This window comes from Pseudomonas sp. ATCC PTA-122608, assembly GCF_001952855.1.
GTDB lineage: Bacteria > Pseudomonadota > Gammaproteobacteria > Pseudomonadales > Pseudomonadaceae > Aquipseudomonas.
In genome coordinates, this window is record NZ_LPNO01000021.1 from 69,327 (window position 1) to 87,019 (window position 17,693).

The 17,693-nt window shown below is 62.8% G+C and carries 17 protein-coding genes; 10 read left to right on the forward strand and 7 right to left on the reverse strand.

Annotated elements, in window-relative coordinates; genetic code table 11:
* The 6 genes from AU074_RS19210 to AU074_RS19235 all read right to left on the reverse strand — a co-directional run bounded on the left by AU074_RS19210 (nucleotide 1) and on the right by AU074_RS19235 (nucleotide 5,324).
* A complete protein-coding gene (locus tag AU074_RS19210) occupies nucleotides 1-576 on the reverse strand; it encodes an HD family hydrolase (protein ID WP_076016061.1) in 576 nt (191 codons plus the stop codon).
* An 87-nt stretch (nucleotides 577-663) separates the two neighbouring features.
* On the reverse strand, nucleotides 664-1,221 hold the full coding sequence (locus AU074_RS19215; RefSeq protein ID WP_017478976.1) for a helix-turn-helix transcriptional regulator: 558 nt from the start codon (nucleotides 1,219-1,221) through the stop codon (nucleotides 664-666).
* A 97-nt stretch (nucleotides 1,222-1,318) separates the two neighbouring features.
* On the reverse strand, nucleotides 1,319-1,981 hold the full coding sequence (locus AU074_RS19220; RefSeq protein ID WP_076016062.1) for an RraA family protein: 663 nt from the start codon (nucleotides 1,979-1,981) through the stop codon (nucleotides 1,319-1,321).
* 25 nt (nucleotides 1,982-2,006) lie between these two features.
* A complete protein-coding gene (locus AU074_RS19225) occupies nucleotides 2,007-3,344 on the reverse strand; it encodes an MFS transporter (protein WP_256576936.1) in 1,338 nt (445 codons plus the stop codon).
* Nucleotides 3,345-3,441: 97 nt separating this feature from the next.
* On the reverse strand, nucleotides 3,442-4,671 hold the full coding sequence (locus AU074_RS19230) for a pyridoxal phosphate-dependent aminotransferase (RefSeq protein ID WP_076016064.1): 1,230 nt from the start codon (nucleotides 4,669-4,671) through the stop codon (nucleotides 3,442-3,444).
* Nucleotides 4,668-5,324 (reverse strand): RraA family protein, encoded by a 657-nt coding sequence (locus AU074_RS19235; RefSeq protein WP_076016065.1) that lies wholly within the window; start codon nucleotides 5,322-5,324, stop codon nucleotides 4,668-4,670. Before AU074_RS19235 ends, AU074_RS19230 begins: the two co-directional genes overlap by 4 nt.
* A gap of 104 nt (nucleotides 5,325-5,428) precedes the next feature.
* Between AU074_RS19235 and AU074_RS19240 the strand changes: the two genes are divergently transcribed.
* Complete coding sequence (locus tag AU074_RS19240) at nucleotides 5,429-6,313, forward strand: LysR family transcriptional regulator (RefSeq protein ID WP_076016066.1); 885 nt, start codon at nucleotides 5,429-5,431, stop codon at nucleotides 6,311-6,313.
* A 946-nt stretch (nucleotides 6,314-7,259) separates the two neighbouring features.
* Here the strand turns inward: AU074_RS19240 and AU074_RS19245 are convergent.
* On the reverse strand, nucleotides 7,260-10,085 hold the full coding sequence (locus AU074_RS19245; protein WP_076016067.1) for a winged helix-turn-helix domain-containing protein: 2,826 nt from the start codon (nucleotides 10,083-10,085) through the stop codon (nucleotides 7,260-7,262).
* Between the two features lie 576 nt (nucleotides 10,086-10,661).
* Between AU074_RS19245 and AU074_RS19255 the strand changes: the two genes are divergently transcribed.
* The 9 genes from AU074_RS19255 (at nucleotide 10,662) to AU074_RS19295 (ending at nucleotide 17,396) form a co-directional block, all read left to right on the forward strand.
* Nucleotides 10,662-10,934 (forward strand): DUF2282 domain-containing protein, encoded by a 273-nt coding sequence (locus AU074_RS19255; protein ID WP_003211270.1) that lies wholly within the window; start codon nucleotides 10,662-10,664, stop codon nucleotides 10,932-10,934.
* Nucleotides 10,931-11,359: a DoxX family protein gene (locus AU074_RS19260; protein ID WP_010175348.1), complete on the forward strand. Its 429-nt coding sequence runs from the start codon at nucleotides 10,931-10,933 to the stop codon at nucleotides 11,357-11,359. Before AU074_RS19255 ends, AU074_RS19260 begins: the two co-directional genes overlap by 4 nt.
* Nucleotides 11,360-11,404: 45 nt before the next feature.
* On the forward strand, nucleotides 11,405-12,172 hold the full coding sequence (locus AU074_RS19265) for an alpha/beta fold hydrolase (RefSeq protein ID WP_076016068.1): 768 nt from the start codon (nucleotides 11,405-11,407) through the stop codon (nucleotides 12,170-12,172).
* A 24-nt stretch (nucleotides 12,173-12,196) separates the two neighbouring features.
* Nucleotides 12,197-12,469 carry a hypothetical protein gene (locus AU074_RS19270; protein ID WP_076016069.1) on the forward strand — a complete coding sequence of 91 codons (273 nt, stop codon included), beginning with the start codon at nucleotides 12,197-12,199 and terminating at the stop codon, nucleotides 12,467-12,469.
* 98 nt (nucleotides 12,470-12,567) lie between these two features.
* Nucleotides 12,568-13,419, forward strand: a complete 852-nt coding sequence (locus AU074_RS19275) for a DUF692 domain-containing protein (RefSeq protein WP_076016070.1) — start codon at nucleotides 12,568-12,570, stop codon at nucleotides 13,417-13,419.
* On the forward strand, nucleotides 13,416-14,192 hold the full coding sequence (locus AU074_RS19280; RefSeq protein ID WP_076016071.1) for a DNA-binding domain-containing protein: 777 nt from the start codon (nucleotides 13,416-13,418) through the stop codon (nucleotides 14,190-14,192). The genes AU074_RS19275 and AU074_RS19280 overlap by 4 nt, the downstream gene beginning before the upstream one ends.
* Nucleotides 14,193-14,196: 4 nt before the next feature.
* Nucleotides 14,197-14,733 carry an alpha/beta fold hydrolase gene (locus tag AU074_RS19285; RefSeq protein WP_076016072.1) on the forward strand — a complete coding sequence of 179 codons (537 nt, stop codon included), beginning with the start codon at nucleotides 14,197-14,199 and terminating at the stop codon, nucleotides 14,731-14,733.
* Nucleotides 14,734-14,825: 92 nt separating this feature from the next.
* Entirely contained in the window at nucleotides 14,826-16,190 is a 1,365-nt protein-coding gene (locus AU074_RS19290; protein ID WP_076016073.1) for an MFS transporter, read from the forward strand.
* A gap of 75 nt (nucleotides 16,191-16,265) precedes the next feature.
* Entirely contained in the window at nucleotides 16,266-17,396 is a 1,131-nt protein-coding gene (locus AU074_RS19295) for an MFS transporter (protein ID WP_076016074.1), read from the forward strand.
* Nucleotides 17,397-17,693 lie beyond the last annotated feature (297 nt).

Sequence of the window (17,693 nt, forward strand, 5' to 3'; positions counted from 1 at the left end):
CTACCGGTTGAGAGTCTGGATTTTTGCTTCTGTATCCTGGTCGATGATCTCGCGCAGTGTCTGGAAAATCGGCCAGGCGCTGGTGTGTTTCTTGCCATAGGCCAGATTGAAGGCGTAGTCGAAGTCGGGCGGGTTCAGGCCCTGGTTGTGTTGCAGCAGGGTCTCCAGCTTGTCCAGGGCCTTGACTGCCTTGGCCTCGGCAGACCGGGCGTTTTCGTAGTCGTCCCACAGGGCCAGAATGTCGGCTCGCAGCGGTTCATCCAGTGCCCGGGTCAACAGCAGCAGGTCGTCGTGTTCTTGCTGGCTCTTGTTGGGGAACTGCGCCTGGTCGACTGCCGGGATGTCGCCGTGGATGGCCTCTCCCAGGTCGTGGACTACGCACATCTTGAGAATTTTCAGCAGGTCGAGGCCGGCCAGCTCATCCCCGAAGGTAATTGCCATCAGGCACAGGCGCCAGCTGTGTTCCGCGGTGCTTTCGGTGCGGCCGGAAGAGGTATGCGCGCTTCTGAGCACGTCCTTGAGTTTTTCCGCTTCGCGCAGGAAGTCGAGGCGGCCCTTGAGTTTTTCGATGTCCATGAATCTGCCCCGGCAGGGTCGCGGTTAAGGATTCAAGACTAGGCGCGGTGGTGCGAAGCGTCCACGCATAAAATATGCGCCGGGGAGTTAGAGCGTCTCGACCAGCCGCGCGGCGGTGCCATCGCTCAGGGGGATGCGGGTCCAGCGGCACAGGCTCTGGCGGATCGGTACAACCGTGGAGTCGTTGGTGCCGGTGATGAACTCCAGGGCCGGCGGGGCGAGGCTGTCGCGCCAGCCCGAGTCATCCAGCGCGGACTCCATGCGCAGGATTTCCGGCGTCACGAAGCGCCACAGTGAATGCCCCAGAAGGTCCGCCAACGGGCTGCTGAACTCGGCGGCACGGGAGGCCGAGCAAGCCAGCAGACGATGGGTCAGGTCACAAACCAGGTGCATCGGGCGCGGACTTTCCTTGACCAGCCGGGCGAGGGCCTGATCGGCGGCGGCTTCCAGGCGTGCGGCCAGCAACTGTTCAAGTTGTCGGTGCGCTGCAGGCTCCATGGCCTGCACGCCACTTTCCCAGCGGGAAATGGTCGACTGGGTGACGTGGAACAACTCGGCGGCGTGAGTCTGTTTGACGCGGTGCAGCAGACGCCATCGTCTCAACGCAATGCCGGGCAGGGCAGGCTTGAGCAACAGGTCGGACATTTTTCACATTCCGGGGAAGGCGGTGAGGGCGGGTAGTGTGAGGAATGCAGGGGCCGCTGCGCAAATCTGTTGGATCAGCGGAGCGGCCCGGTGCGTCTCAGCCCTTGCGTTGCAGGGTGTGATAACCCAGCACTGCCCGCGCTTCCCTCAATGATTTGCCTTCATCGAGCAATCCCCGGATACGTGCTTCCACCGCTTCAATCGAGCGCGCACAGGCTGCCACTTCATGGGCCCGCTCACGCGGCACGATCACCACGCCATTGGCATCGGCGACCACGATGTCCCGGGCGCACACCCGGGCCTGGCCGATGGACACCGGCTGGTTTACCGCTTCCACTTCAACCCGGTCCTTGCCGGTGCGCATGAACCGGCCCTTGGTGAACAGCGGGTAGCCGTCGCCCAGGACCTTGCTGACGTCGCGGCACACGCCATCAATCACCGTCGCGGCGATCCGCTGGCTGCCGGCGTACTGGGTCATGATGTCGCCCCACACCGTGCAGTCGGTGCGCCCGTCATTGTCGATCACCACCACATCGCCTTCGGCCACGTCATCGATAAAGTCGCCTACGGTGCCCGGCGGGGTGCTGGCGCTGACGTAGCGCACGGTAAAGGCCGGGCCGACCACCACCTGGCGATAGTTGTCCAGGGGCATGATTCCCAGGCACTGGCCGGGCAGGCCGAGTTTGTCCAGGGCGTCGGACACGCCCGGGGTGTCCAGGCCTGCAAACAGGTCAACCAATTCTTGGTCTTGGGGCGACATGGGTAACTCCTCGTGGGGTGACAAATCAGGTCGGTTGGCTGGAGGCCGGGCGGGGCTCGGCAATGGTCAGCAAAATGATGAAGCTGATGAACGAGCCGATCGCCAGCCAGGCGAACACGTAGTTCCAGCCGTAGTTGTCCAGCAGCAGGCCGGTGATGAAGGGCGTGGCGGCGGCGCCCAACTGGCCGATCATGTTCACGATGGCGTTGGAGATCGGGAAGGTCTTCTTGGTGGTCAGGCCCATCGGGTAGACCATGTAGGACGAGAAGCCGAGGCTCAGCACCACGCCGGTCAGCATCAGCAGCAAGCCGTAGGGCAGGGGTTCGGCCGGTGAATTGATCAGCAGGTACATCATCAACGAGGTGCCGACGGCCGACAGCAACATGCCCGGCTTGCGGCGCCCGCCCATCAGGCGGTCCGAGCAGAAACCACCCAGCAGGTTGCCCAGCACCGCGCCCACCCAGGGCGCTGCCGAGACCAGGCCCATGTTCATGATCGAGAACTGCTTGACGGTCATCAGGTAGGTGGGAATCCACGCCAGCAGCACGCTGGAGACGCCGAGCTGAAAGCAGTAGCTGGTGGCGCAACCCCAGATGTTCCACGACTTGAACACCTGGCGGTTGGTTTCCAGAGGCTTTTCATCGCGGGTGCGGATGACCCGGTCGAGCCTCTCAACCCAGGCCGGCGTCTTGTGCACGCGGGCGGTCTGGCTGATTGCCGTGTCCTCGACGATGTACTGCAGTTCGGCCGGGTTGACGAAGCGGCTGCGGGACGGATGGTCAGTGACCAGGAAGTACCAGACCACCGCCAGCACGATGCCCGGGATCGCAAAGAAGTAGAAAATCTCGCGCCAGCCCCACACCGAAATGATCACGGCGCACAGCGGCGGCACGATCACCGGTCCGAACTTCACGGCCGACAAAAAGATCCCCGACGCGGTGCCTTTTTCCCGTGCCGGAAACCAGTTGTTGATGGTGGTGGTCATGCTGATGGGCAGCGGGCCTTCGGCGATGCCCAGGCCCAGGCGATAGAGTTTCAGCGCCAGCAGTGAGCTGGCGGTGCCCACCAGGCCGGTCAGCAACGAGGTCAGCACCATGGCCCCCGGCAGGATCCGGCTGACGCCAAAGCGGCCGAAGGCAAAGCCCGACGGCAGTTGTGCCAGGGCGTAAGCCAGCAGGAACAGGCTGACCAGGCCGCCGGCCTGGGCATTGCTCATTTCAAATTCCTGGCGAATAAACGGCAGCGCCACACCGAGGTTGGCCCGGTCGGCGGCGGCGACGGTGTAGATCAGGAAAATCAGCGCCGCAACCACCCAGCGGTATTGGCTGCGCACAGCGGGTTTTATGACTTCAGGCATAGACATGAGGGCGGACCTTGTTGTTGTGAGTGTTGTCCTGTTCGGCCCCAATCTTAAGAAGGGCCGAACGCCACCATTAGCGATATTTATCTATGTGAACTCATCACTTTTTTTCTTCGATCAGCAGTTTGCTGCAGAAGCCGCGGATTGCCTCGCACGCCTGGCGCAACGACGCATCATCCAGGGCATAGGCGATGCGAATGTAAGGCCCCAGGCCAAAGGCGCTGCCGTGGACCACGGCCACATTGGCCTCATCCAGCAGCGCCAGGGCGACATCTTCATCGCTGTGCAGTACCCGGCCGCCCGCCGAGGTACGCCCGATCAGCGCCGTGCAGGAGGCGAACGCATAGAACGCACCGGCGGGGCTGATGCACGTCAGGCCTGGCGTGTCATTCAGCAACTTCACCATCAAGTCCCGGCGCGCCTGGAACACCACGCGACTGTTGCGGATAAAATCCTTGGGGCCTTCCAGCGCGGCAAGTGCCGCTTGTTGCGAGACCGAGCAGGCGCCAGAGGTTTGCTGGCCTTGCAGCTTTTCCATGGCCTCCAACAACCAGCGTGGGCCGGTGGCGAAACCGATGCGCCAGCCGGTCATGGCGTAGGCCTTGGACACGCCGTTCATGGTCAATGTACGCGGTGCCAGCCGGGGTTCAACCTGGGCCAGGGTATGGAACACCTGGCCGTCAAAGATCAGGTGCTCGTAGATGTCGTCGGCCAGGATCAGCACCTGCGGGTGGGCCAACAGCACTTCGGCCAGCGCCCGTAGCTCGCCCTCGCTGTACACCGCGCCGGTGGGATTGGACGGTGAATTGAGGATCAGCCAGCGTGTTTGCGGGGTGATTGCAGCGGCCAGGGCCTCGGGTGTCAGCTTGAACCCACTGTCGGCATCGCAAGTGACGATGCGCGCTTTGCCGCCGCACAGTTGCACCATCTCCGGGTAACTGACCCAGTACGGTGCGGGCACGATCACCTCGTCGCCTTCATTGAGGGTGGCCGCCAGGGCGTTATAGATCACCTGCTTGCCGCCGTTGCACACGAGGGTGTCCTGCCAGGACACGTCCAGGCCGTTTTCGCGCCGGAACTTCGCTGCCACCGCCTCCCGTAGGGCCCGCGCACCGGCCACCTGAGTGTAGCGGGTATGCCCGGTTTCGATGGCCTGGATCGCAGCCTCGCGGATATGCGCCGGGGTGTCGAAATCCGGCTCGCCGGCACACAGCGAAATAACCTGCGCGCCTTGTGCCCGGCGTTCGGCGACGCGGTCCATGATGCGATAGGTGGCGGACGGTTGTGCGCTGGCCAGGCGCGGGTTCAGCCGCTGGATATCGGCGCTCATCGGGTGATCGCCTCAAACTGTGCGTCGTGCATCACCTCGACCACCGAACGCCCGCTGCGCACCGCCTGCACCATGCCGTCCTGGCGGCGGGCGATGCGCTCGCCCAGGTCCAGGACGTTTTCGATCACCGCCTGGGGCACGAACACCGTGCCGCAGGTATCGGCGATCACGTAGTCGTCCTCGCTGACGCTCACGCCAGCAACGTTGAGCGTCACGCCGGCGTCGAGCTGCACCACGCGGTTGCGCGCGCTGATCATGGTCACGCCCCTCCCGTACACCGGATAGCCGATGGCTTCGCTGCCGTCGATATCGCGGCTGAAACCATCAATCACCGTGCCGCGTATGTGTTTGCGCGCTGCGGCGTTGGCGATGATGTCGCCCCAGCAGGAAATGCCCTCGATACCGCCGGCAATCACCAGCACCCGGTCGCGGGTTTCAACCTGTTCGATCACCGGCGTGATCAAGTGCACGGTGGGGGCGATGTCGGACTTGGGGCCGAGCAGCACGGTACTGGCGCGGCCAACGATCTTCGGGCAGTTCCACAGCGGGCGCAGGCCCACGGTGGCGCCGGGCAGTCCGAGGAAGTCGAGGGCGTCGGACACGGTGTTGGTGTCCAGTGCGGCCAGGCGATCGAGCAAACGGTCAGGGGTCATGGGCAAGCCTCGGGTGACGGAGGCGGCCAGTGTCAGTGAGTGGCTATGATAGGTATATTACGAAGTACAGAAGCCTTGCATACGCTTAACCTATGGATAAAACCATGATCAATTTTCGCCTGATTCGCCACCTCTGGTTGTTCCTTGCGGTAGCTGAAGAGCAGAACTTCGGCCGTGCGGCGAAGCGCCTTGGCATGTCCCAGCCACCGCTGAGCGAGCAGATCCAGGTGCTGGAACAGGCGCTCAAGGTCAAGCTGTTCGACCGCTCCCGACGCGGCGCAAAACTCACCCCGGTGGGCGCGGCGATCCTGCCGGCGGTGCGCAAGTTCGCCGAGCAGTTGGAGCGCCTGGAGCTCGCCGTGGAAGAAGCGGTGGCGGGGCAGTCGGGGATGTTGACCATCGGCGCGATCTCCACGGCGATGTTCGATGTGCTGCCGGGGTTGATTGAGCAACTGAAGCTCGATTACCCGCAGCTCACGGTGTCGGTGCGGGAAATCGACAGCGTCGAGGCGTTGCCGGCGCTGGAGGCTGGGGATATCGACCTGGCGTTTGCCCGGTTGGATGGCGACCTTGGGGCTTCGGTGCAGTCATTGCCATTGACGGAGGACCGGCTGGTGGTGGCGTTGCCGGCGGATCACCCGCTGGCGAGCCGCACGCGCATCAGTTTGTCGAGTCTGGCTAACGAGCCGTTGGTGATGTTTTCGCGCAACGTCAGTCCGGTGTATTTCGACAATTTGATCGCTACCTGTCGTGCCAGTGGGTTTTCGCCTCGGGTACTGCATGAGGTGCGGTCGGTGGCCTCGCAGATTGCCTTTGTCAGCTATGGGCAGGGGATTGCGCTGGTGCCGGCGTCGTTGAAGAAGCTGGCGCCGGCTAATGTGGTGTTTCGTGGGTTGAGTCAGAAACTCAATGTGGTGACTACGGCTGTCGCGTGGAATACCCAGCGGCCGAATCCGGTGGTGGAGGCGGTGATTGCGCGGTTTCGCTAGGGGGTTGGGGTTGAGTACATATCCGTTATTTAGGTAACGGCCACTTAGGGTTCCGCTCTTACAGCGGGTCACTTTTGGCAAACGCCCGGAATGCCGGCCCAGCCAAAAGTAACCAAAAGGTCTTTGCCCCACCACTCGGTGCCTCGCTTAGGCTCGGCATGCCCGCACTCCGGCCCGCTTCCGCGGGCCGCCGCGACGGGCCATCCATGGCCCGGCGCGGCTAAATCGGCTTCCCTGCCGATTTACCCGCTCCACCGTGCCTGCTTGCGGCCATCGTGGTTAACGGGGCCCGTAGATCAAGATCACAAGCAGATCAAAAGCAAGAGCACAGCGGCCTACAGGCCGGCTTGAGTGTGGTGAAGCAGAGGCAAGATCCAGAGCGAAAGCAGGGCTGCTTTTCTGTAGGAGCGAGCTTGCTCGCGAAAAACCTGAGACCGCCGCGTTGAATCAGGATGCCCGGGTCATCGTTAACGACCTTCGCGAGCAAGCCCGCTCCCACATTTGGACCGTGCCCGCTTTAGCTTTTGATTTGGCTGTTGCTGTTGTTTCACCACACTCAAGCCGGCCTGTAGGCCGCTGTGCCCTTGATCTGCTTTTGATCTTGATCTTAGGCGCCCCGTTAAACCACGCTGGCCGAACGTAGGCAGTACGGAGCGGGTAAACCGGCAGGACGCCGGTTTAGCCGCGACGGGGCAGGGACGCCCCGTCGCGGCGGCCCACTTCGTGCTGCCGGAGTGCGGGCACACCGAGCCCAAGCGAGGTGCCGAGTGGTGGGGCAAGAGCGTTTTGCTTACTTTTGCGCTATTCAAAAGTGAGCCGCTGTAAGAGCGGAACCAATAGCCGCCGTTACCGAAGAAACGGATATGTACCCGACCCGATCAGAAATCCTGCCCCATAACATTGCCCCCACCCCAGAACACTCAAGTGCGTACCGAATAACGGCCGCCTACCGATGCTGAAACCGGGGCAACGAAGCAATCCGCATCTTCGGTTCCTGCAACCTGGCCAGGTCACTGGCAATCTGCGCCCGCCAAAAGTGCGCCCCGGCCAACTGCGCATCCACCCACGCCTGGCGCAGCAACACCTTGGCCTTGTCCACCGACCCATACTGGGCCTGACGCAAGATCAGCTGTGCCTTGATACGCAACATCTGCGGCACGAACCAATGCTCATGCCGCCCCAGCGCCAATTGCAAGGTGTCTTCCAACACCTCCAGCGCCAGCTTCTCCAGCCCCAGTCGCGCCAGACCCAAGGCGTATTCACAGCGCAGCAAGCTATACAGCTGGCTGTCTCCCTGCCCACTCAAGTGATGCAACGCCTCACCCAACAGCGGCACACCTTCCTCAGGCGAGCCCTGGCGAATCAGCAAAATACTCTCGAAACACAACCGAAACTGGCGCCAGATATGCAAGTCTTGTTGGGTGGTGCTGCTCTGCAGCAAGCCCAGGTAATAACGCACCTTGGGCAGGTTGGACGCCAACAGCGCCAGGGGAATCGCCCCCAGGCACAGGGTGTACCAGAGGGTCGCGGGGTGATCGAGGGTGATGGCTTCATCGACGCAACTGCCGATCAGGCGCAGCGCCGGGTCAACATCGCCTTCCAGCAACTGCACCTTCGCCTTGAGGCAGCGGGCGGCGATGCGCTGGTCGAAATGCACGTCGATAATGTGCGAGCGCGGCGCCGACGGTGAACCCAGCGCCTCGTCGATATTCTGCCGGGCGCCGGCCAGGTCGCCCATGTGAAACAACGCCACTGCACGCATGCGTTTACCCAGCAGTTGCTGGTTGCCGCTGTGGCTCAGGCTGATGTAGCGCTCGGCAAGTTCCAGCGCTTCGGCGTACTGGTTGCAGCCGCAGCGGTCACTCCACAGGCCCCACAGCGCCCGCAGTTTGTGCTCGGCATCGCCCAGGTCGCGGGCGTCTTCGCGCACTTGGCGCCAGGCTTCGCGCATGGGCCCGCCGGTGCCGTAGGTGAGCATCAGCACGCTGGCCAAGGCCGTTTGCAATAGCATGCGCTGGCGCAGCGGCAGCGGGGTGGTGTCGGCGCTGGCCAGGCCTTTGTCGACCCAGGTACGGCACTCGCTGACCAGCGACAGGCGCAGCCACAACGGCACGCCGCCCAGTGTCAGTTCGATGCCGGTGGGCAGGTCGCCCGAGGCTGAAAAGGCCCACTCCAGTGCGGCGCGGACTGTGTTGATTTCCGGGCCATAGAGGCCAACCCAGGTCTCGGGAGAAAGGCTGTCGAGGGTTTGCCCGGCTTCCTGCAAAACCCCGAGGGCATACCGTGCATGACGCCGGCGGGTGGCGTCGGCTTCGCCGTGTTCGTTGAGTTTTTCCAGGGCGTAGGCGCGGGTGGTTTCCAGCAGGCGGTAGCGCTTGAGCAACTGCGATTCACCGGCGATCAGCAGCGACTTGTCCATCAGGCTTTCCAGCAAGGGCAGGGCGTTGCGGGCGTCGAGGGTGCTGCTGGCGGTCATGGCTTTGACTGCATCCAGGGTGAAGGAACCGGTGAACACCGCCAGTTGACGCAGCATGGCCTGCTCGTCGCCGGTGAGCATCGAGTAGGTCCAGTCCAGCGTCGCGCTCAGTGAACGATGGCGGGCGAGGGCGGTGCGTCGGCCGGTCATTTGCAGGCGGAAACTGCCGTCGAGCAAACCCACCAGGTCCTGGATGCCAAAGGTACGCACCCGCGCCGCAGCGATTTCGATGGCCAGGGCATTGCTGTCGAGCTTGCGGCAGATGGCGCTGGCGGCGGCGACGTCGGTGTCCTTGAACACGAAGCCGGGATCGAGGGCCTTGACCCGTTCGATGAACAACGCGATGCCCGACCACGTCATGGCTTGCTCGGCACTCAAGCTTAAGTCTTCGTCCGGCACCAGCAGCGGTGCGAGGTCGTGCACCCGCTCGCCTTCGGCCCGCAGCGGTTCGCGGCTGGTGGTCAGCACGCAACACTGGGGCGCGCAGCGCAGCAGCACTTCGACGGCGTCGGCGGTGGCTTGCAGCACGTGCTCGCAGTTGTCGAGCACCAGCAGCAACGGGCTGTTGGCGAGCATCGAGGCCACGCTTTGCAAGGGGTCGTCACTCACGCTTTGAATGCCCAGCGCGTTGGCGAGCATGCCGGCCACCCATTGGCCGCTGGTGGCGGGGGCCAGGTCGACGAAGCACATGCCCTGGTGAAAGCGGCCCTGCAGCAGTTGCGCCACGGCCAGGGCGACGGTGGTCTTGCCGATGCCGCCTGGGCCGGTGATGGTCACAAAGCGCTGGCTTAGAAGCTGGTCAGCGAGGCTGAGGATCAGTTGTTCGCGGCCAATCACCGTGGTGGGCGGCGGTTGCAGGTTCGGTGCCTCCATGGTCGGGGCGGGCAGCAGGGCCTGGGTCATAGCGCCTTCACTCACCGCCTGCATCGTCACGGGCGCGACAAACCGGTAACCCCGGCCCGGCACGGTGACGATGTAGCTGAAGTTGCCGTCATCCCCCAACGCCCGGCGCAGCGCAACGATCTGTGCGCGCAGGTTGCATTCCTCCACCACCACCTTGGGCCAGGCGAAGGAGATCAGTTCGGACTTTTCCAGCAACTCGCCAGCCCGGCTGGCGAGAGCGATCAGCAAGTACAAGGCGCGGCTGCCGAGAGTCACCGGCTCGCCGTTGCGCAGCAATACATGCTGGCGCGCCAACAAGAGAAAGGGGCCAAAACCGATTGCGCTCTCGGTGTGGTCCGGGGCCTGGGGGACGAGGTCCGTGAAGGACACTGCGTGGTATTTGCTCGAACTCATCAATTTGTCCTTTTTTGTAGTCGGGCTTGTTATTGGCGATCAGGCCATTCGCCCTTTTGGGTGCTTACGTGCGGCAGCAGGCTTGGAGAGTTGAAGTCGATCAAAAAGGTGAGAATTGCCGCCCTCCTTTGGGGCATGGACATTGTTATAGGGCGCGGGGCCGTTGGGGTTCAGGCGATGAGACTGTTTCAATTCAGAAACATTTTATTACTAGAAAACCTGATGTAGCAGAATGTATGCCAGTTGGCATGTAACAAAGATGACAACAACCGTATGAAATTTATGGTGATTTTTAAGGTCGTCGGAGGCGGCGAGAGAGGAGTGTTCGGAAAGGCGAATATTTCTAATTGTGTCGTTCGGGATGCCGAATAAAACGGTGGTGGTTTGGCGCGGTTTTTTTGGCTGTGTATCAGACTGTGTATCAGCACCCATCTGATACAGCGGCATGATTAGCAGGAGGGAACGCGACACAGACGGGATACACGCCTGGCTTTAAATCTGTCTACCAGATGGCGCAAGTGGTCACGCACCGCACAAGCGCCCTGGCCACATTCAGTCAAGCCAGGAGATTCAACCATGAAGCGCCACTACGCGGCCCTTGCTGCCACCCTCGCACTGTCCCTCGGTGCCTTCGCCGCCACCGCCCATGCCGAGGATGCCAAACCTCAGGAAAAATGCTTCGGCGTGTCCCTCGCCGGGGCCAACGATTGCGCCGCCGGTGCCGGTACTTCCTGCGCCGGTACCGCCAAGGCGGATTACCAGGGCAACGCCTGGGTGCTGGTGGACAAAGGTACCTGCACCCAGATCAAAACCCCCAAAGGCTTCGGCAGCCTGACGGAACAACCATGATTGCCCTGGCCCCTGCGGTGCTCAAGCGTGTGCTGCCTGAGGCGCTGCTGTTGCTGGTGGCTCGCGTGGGTATCGCTTCGGTGTTTTTCCTCTCGGGCCGCACCAAGGTGACCGGTTTTCTGCAACTCAAGCCGTCGACCTACACCTTGTTTCGTTCGGAATACGCCTTGCCGCTGGTGCCGCCTGACTGGGCGGCACACCTGGCGACCTACGCCGAGCATCTGTTCCCGCTGTTGCTGGTGCTGGGCCTGCTGACCCGCCCGGCGGCCGCCGCGCTGTTGGGCATGACCCTGGTGATCGAGGTGTTCGTGTACCCCGATGCCTGGCCGACCCACCTGACCTGGGCCGGGCTGTTGTTGCCGCTGCTGGCGTATGGCGGCGGGGCCTGGTCACTGGATCGCGTGTTGTCCGGCCAACGCCGTTAACCCTTTCACAACAATGATCAGGCCCCAAGGCCTGTGGAGAGTCGCATGCGTATTCTTTCTTCCCTGGCGATCGCCATGGCACTCGCTGCACCGTTAGTGGCCTCGGCCGCCGATGCAGCCAAGCCCCAGCCGGGCACCGGTAAAAGCGTGGTGATCGTGCCCGGTTCCTTCGTCGATGGCTCCGGCTGGCGAGTGGTGCACGACATCCTGATTCACAAGGGCTACAAGGTCACCGTAGTGCATCAGGGCCATGAAAGCCTCGCCGCCGACGTGGCCGAGGCCCGCGAAGTGCTGGAGCAGCAAGTCGGCCCGGTGGTGCTGGTGGGTCACAGTTCCGGCGGCGGGGTGATCTCGATTGCCGGTGACCGCGACAAGGTCAAGTCGATGGTCTATGTCTCTGCCCTGCAACCGGAAGTCGGCGAAAACATGAGCCAACTGCTGTCTTCGATGCCGGCGCCGAGCAATGACGTCAAGCAGACCCGCGACGGGCACCTGTTCTTTGATCGCACCAAATTCAATGCCGACTTTGCTGCCGACCTGACCACCAACCGCACCGACTTCATGGCCGCCTCCCAAGTGCCGGCCACCACTGCGCTGTTCGGCGGCACCGTGTGGGCTGCGGCCTGGCACAAGAAACCGACCTACGCCGTGGTGTCCACCGAAGACCGTGCCCTGAGCCCCGATCTGCAGCGCTGGATGTACAAGCGCGCCGGCTCGAAAGTCACTGAAATCAAGGCCAGCCACTCGGTGTACATCTCCCAGCCCGAGGCTGTGGCGAAGGTCATCGAAGACGCTGCATCCGTCATCAAATAAACCCCACCCTGAGGAGTAATACCCATGAGCACATCCATTAAATCCCGTTTGAGTCTTGCTACTGCTGCCGCCCTGATCGCCATGGCGTCGGCGTCTTTTGCCGCTGCCGCCAGCGCCGCCGACCAGCCGGAACAGCCGGGTCGCTGCTACGGCGTGAACAACTGCAAAGGCGAAAGCCTGTGCGCCACGGCCAAGAACGATTGCAAGGGTCTCAACAGCTGCAAGGGTGAGGGCGTTGTCGTTAAGACTCCGTCCGAGTGCTTGAAGCTGGGTGGTACCACTACCGAGCCGAAGTAAGACCGTTAACGATGACGCGGGGTGCTTGACGCCTCGCGTTGTTCTTGGGTTTTTCGCGAGCAAGCTCGCTCCTACAGTTTTTTAACGGAGACCATGTGATGCCGACACCCAATCCGCGTTTTCCGGGCTACGGCCTGGGGCTGCGCAAGGAGCACTACAGTGAGTTCCTGGAGACCCCGGTGGCGGTAGATTTCGTTGAAGTGATCTCCGAGAATTTCATGGTCGCGGGCGGCCAGCCCCGGCATATCCTGCGCCAGATTCGTGAGCGGTACCCGGTGGCGCTGCACGGTGTATCGATGTCGATCGGCACGGCTGAGGGGCTGGATCTCGATTATCTGAAGCGCCTCAAGTCGCTGGTGGACGAGATCGAACCGCTGTTTGTGTCCGACCACCTGAGCTGGTCCCGCAGTGGAGGCTTCAACTCCCATGACTTGCTGCCGGTGCCTTATACCGATGAGGCACTGGACCGGGTATGCGCCAATATCGACATGGCCCAGGACGTGTTGGGCCGCGCGATGTTGTTTGAAAACCCGTCCAGCTACCTGGCCTTTGATGGCGCATCCATGAGCGAGTGGGAATTCATCGCCGCCATGTCCCGGCGCACCGGCTGCGAGCTGTTGCTGGACGTCAATAATGTGTTTGTCAGCGCCAGCAACCATGGCTTCGACGCCCTGGCATTTCTCGACGGTATTCCGGCCGAGCGGGTGCGGCAGATTCACCTGGCCGGCCACAGTCAGGGCCGCGATTTGCTGATCGACAGCCATGACAGCCCGGTGTGTGACGGGGTCTGGGATTTGTATGCCAGGGCTGTTGCGTTGCTCGGCCCGGTCGCCACGATGATCGAGCGCGATGACGAGATTCCGCCCTTGGCAGAGCTGCTGGAGGAGCTGTCCATTGCCCGCATGCTGGGTGCTTCCGAGGCCTACAAGCGTGCGCAGGTGCGCTCATGAATCTCGCGCAATGGCAGCAGGCGTTTCACACCTGGCTGGTGAGTGCCTCGCAGGAGTCGGCCCAGTTGCTGGGTAACAAGGCCGCAGGCCTGGCGGTTTACCAGAATAACTACCGCGCGCAGTTGGTGGGTTGCCTGGAGCAGGCGTTTCCCAACCTGCGGCGCTGGCTGGGGGATGAGGCGTTTCTGGCCGCGTGCATCAGCCATATCGACCGGTATCCGCCCCATGCCTGGACCCTGGACGTCTATCCCGAGGGCTTTCACCTGACCCTGGGTGAACGGTTCCCCAACAATCCCGACGTGCATGAACTGGCCTGGATCGAGTCGTCGCTCAACGAGGCATTTGTCGCCGCCGATGCCAGCCCGTTGCCCATGGATGTGCTGGCGGCGGTGGATTGGGACACGGCACGCCTGCAACTCACGCCGTCGCTGCGTTGCCACGGGCTGACCACTAATGCCGAGGCGATCTGGTCGGCGTTATGGCAGCAAACCCCGGCGCCCGAGGCGGTGATGCTGGCCGAGGCCGGTGGGTTGCTGGTGTGGCGTCGGCAGTTCACCTCGCGCTTGCGGCAAGTCGAGGCCCTGGAATTCCAGGCGTTGGTGCATCTGCAAGGCGACGGCAGTTTTGCCGGGCTGTGCGAGTTTCTGGTGGAGCGCCTGGGGGAAGAGGAGGGCGTGGCGCAAGCCGGTGAGTGGCTGGCCGGCTGGATCGGCAGTGAGTTGATCGTGGGGGTCGTTGACGACCTTCCTGTGGCGTATTTTTCGGAGCTATAAACCCATGTCTTTTTTCAATCGTCGTCGCTTTCTGATTTCCAGCGCCATTGCCTCGGTCGCGCTGTCATTGCCGGTATTGGCGGCGCCTGCGCGTTGGACGATTCGCCAGGTCAGCACCGACCTGCTGGATATCGGCTACTACGAAGCCGGCCCGGAAGACGGCCGGCCGGTCATTTTGCTGCATGGGGCTGATGGCGACTTGAAGCGTTTTGCCGAGGTCGCGCCGCATCTGGTGACCCAGGGCTTTCGGGTGGTCATTCCGTACCTGCGGGGCCATGGCAGCACCACGCAACTGGACAAGGCTGCACCCGCCGTCACTCAGGAAGTCGTTCTCGGCCAGGACGTGCTGGACCTGATGAACGCCTTGCACATCCCTGAAGCGGTGCTGGGTGGGTTCGATCTCGGCGGCCGTGCCGTCACGGCAGCGGCCACCTTGCGGCCGAGCCGCTGTGTGGCGCTGGTCACCGTCAACAGCGCGCCGCAGCCCGCCCTGGCCGAGGTGCTGGTGCAGATGGCCCGAATGGGCAACTGGCGCACCTGAACATGAATATTTGGACAGCCACGCATTTGCCCGCTGAAAAAAAAGGCCGCTGCCCGTAATCTACAGGCCTTTGCCACGTGTGCGGATTGTCCATGTCTTCAGTAGCTGATGGGTTGCCCAGTGATAAACGTCTCGCGGCGGTTGTCGCCATTTCCCTGGGGATCGGCATGGCGACCCTCGACACGGCCATCGTCAACACCGCGTTGCCGACCCTGGCCGAAGGCATTGGCACCGACTCCGCCTCGGTAATCTGGGTGGTCAATGCCTACCAGTTGGCGACCATCGCTGCGGTGCTGCCCTTTGCTTCCCTGAGTGATGTGGTCGGCCACCGCCGGGTGTTCCTCGGCGGCTTGCTGGTGTTTGTGGTGGCGTCCCTGTTCTGCGGGCTGGCCTGGTCGCTGCCGACGCTGACCGCCGCCCGGGTGGTGCAGGGCCTGGGCGCGGCGGCGATCATGAGCGTGAACATTGCGCTGTTGCGGCATATCTACCCGGCAAAAATATTGGGCCGGGGGCTGGGGTATAACTCGCTGGTGGTGGGGCTGGCCTTTACCCTGGGGCCCACGGCGGCGTCGGCGATTCTGTCGGTGGCCACCTGGCACTGGTTGTACCTGATCAACCTGCCCCTGGGCGCATTGGCCTTGTGGCTGGGGGGGCGTGCGATTCCGGTGATCCCGATCACCGGGCATGCCTTCGACCGGCTGGCGGCGATTCTCTGCGCCGGGTTGTTCGCCCTGCTGGTGCTGGGCCTGGGTTCGGCGGTGCACGGCGCGCAGGCGGTGTTGACCCTGGGACTGATCGCCGTGGCGCTGCTGTGCGGGCTGTTGCTGATCCGCCGTCAGGCTGGGCACCCGGCACCGATGCTGGCGGTGGATCTGTTCAAGCGCCCGCTGTTCACCTTGTCGGCCCTCACCGCAATTTGCGCGTTCAGCGCCCAGGGCCTGGCGTTTGTGTCGCTGCCATTCCTGTTGCAAACGGTGCTGGGTCACAGCCAGGTGGCCACCGGCTTCCTGATGACGCCGTGGCCGGCGGTGGTGGCAGTGATGGCGCTGATTGCCGGGCGGCTGGCGGACCGTATCTCCCTGGCGTTGCTGTGTGGCATCGGCCTGGTGATGCTGAGCGCGGGCATGGCCTCGCTGGCGACCCTGGGCAACGACGCCTCGACCTTCGATATCGGCTGGCGCATGGCCCTGTGTGGCGCCGGGTTCGGGTTCTTCCAGTCGCCCAACCTCAAGGCGATCATGACCAGTGCGCCTATCGCCCGCAGTGGCGGTGCCAGCGGGATCGTCGCCACGTCGCGGTTGATGGGGCAGACACTCGGCGCTTCGCTGGTGGCGTTGTGCTTCCACCTGTCCCTGAGCAGCGGTCCGCAGTACGCGTTGTGGCTGGGGTGCGGGTTCGCACTGGTGGGCGCGGTGGCCAGCGGGTTGCGCCTGATGCAGGACGGCGCCAAGGTTTAATTATTTGGGCCTTGTAAAACATTGAGGTAGGCGGCTACCGTGGCCGTCTAAATAATTCTGAATGTTTCAGCCTTTATGTCTGATCTGGCCCAACGCAGTGCTGATTCCCACTCCCGCCGTGCCGCGCTGACCCTTGGCCTGTGCCTGCCCAGTGATGTGTTGCTGTACCTGGTGCTGCCGATGGAGTCCCAGGCGTTTGGTATCACCCTGGCCCAGGCCGGGGTGCTGCTGGCGGCCAACCGCCTGGTGCGGATCTTCGGCTACAAGCATGTTCTGAATTTCTATGCCCGCAACGGTGATCGGCTGACGTGCTCCATCGCCGCCGGCGCGGCGGCGGTGTGTGCCCTTGGCAACTCGATGCTGTCCGGCTTTGCGGCCTTGCTCGGGCTGCGGTTGGTCTGGGGGCTGTGTTTTGCGGCGTTGAACCTTTCCACTCAAGTGTTGGCCACCTCTGAACCGCTGGGTGCAGCGCGGCGGGCGGGGCGGTCGCGGGCGTTGATTGCCCTGGGGCCGATGCTGGCTTTGCCGTTGGGTGGGTGGCTGACGTTACAGGTGGGGCCGCGGCCGATCTTTTGGATTCTGGCGGTGTGTTGCCTGGTGGGGTTGTGGATGGCGCGGGGGTTGCCGACTGCGGGTCACAATTTGCATGGCACGCCGGGGCGGCGGTTCAAGTTGCCTGACAGTGTGGCGACCTGGTCGTTTATCGAAGGGGTGGCGCTGGATGGGCTGTTTATCTTTGGTTTGTCGATTCAGGCGCAGAAGATGCTGGGTGGGAATGCGGTATTGATTGCCGGTGGGTTGATGGCGCTGCGATATGTTTCGGAGTTGCTTCTGAGTCCGCTAGGGGGGCGCTTCGCTCAGCAGTTTGGTGCTACTTCGATGTTGTTGCTGTTTTCGTTTCTTAGTGCGTTGGCGTTGGGGGCGTTTGGTAGTCACTGGGTGATTGTGGGGGCGGCGGCGGTGTTGGTGTTGCGCGCGTTGCAGTTGCCGCTGGTGACGACGTTGGTGGCGGAGCGTAATCCGGGGGCGATGCGGGTTTCTGCGTTGGCGTCGAATGCGGTTTGGCGGGATGTGGGAGCGGGGCTTGGGCCTTTGCTGGCGGGGTTGTTGTTGCCGGTGGCGTCGGCGCCTTGGGTGTTTGGCGTGGCGGGGGCGGCGATTGCGGTTAGTGCGGTGTTTTGCTGGCGGGCCAGGGGGTTAGCATGAGATGTGGGGATTGAGTACATATCCGTTTCTTCGGTAACGGCCACTTAGGGTTCCGCTCTTACAGCGGGTCACTTTTGGCAAACGCCCCCCGTGTCAGCCTATCTGTCACCTCTGATGTTTGACTCAATCATTCAAGGGGGCGAAGGTGTTTGGCAATGCCGAAACGTTATGACAATGACTTCAAGGATTGGGCGGTTCTGCAAATGATGCCGCCCCTTAATCGAGCGGTGGCAGAACTCGCCGTTGCAATCGGCGTCACCCCACAGTCACTGCGAGATTGGAGAAAAATGGCTAGAG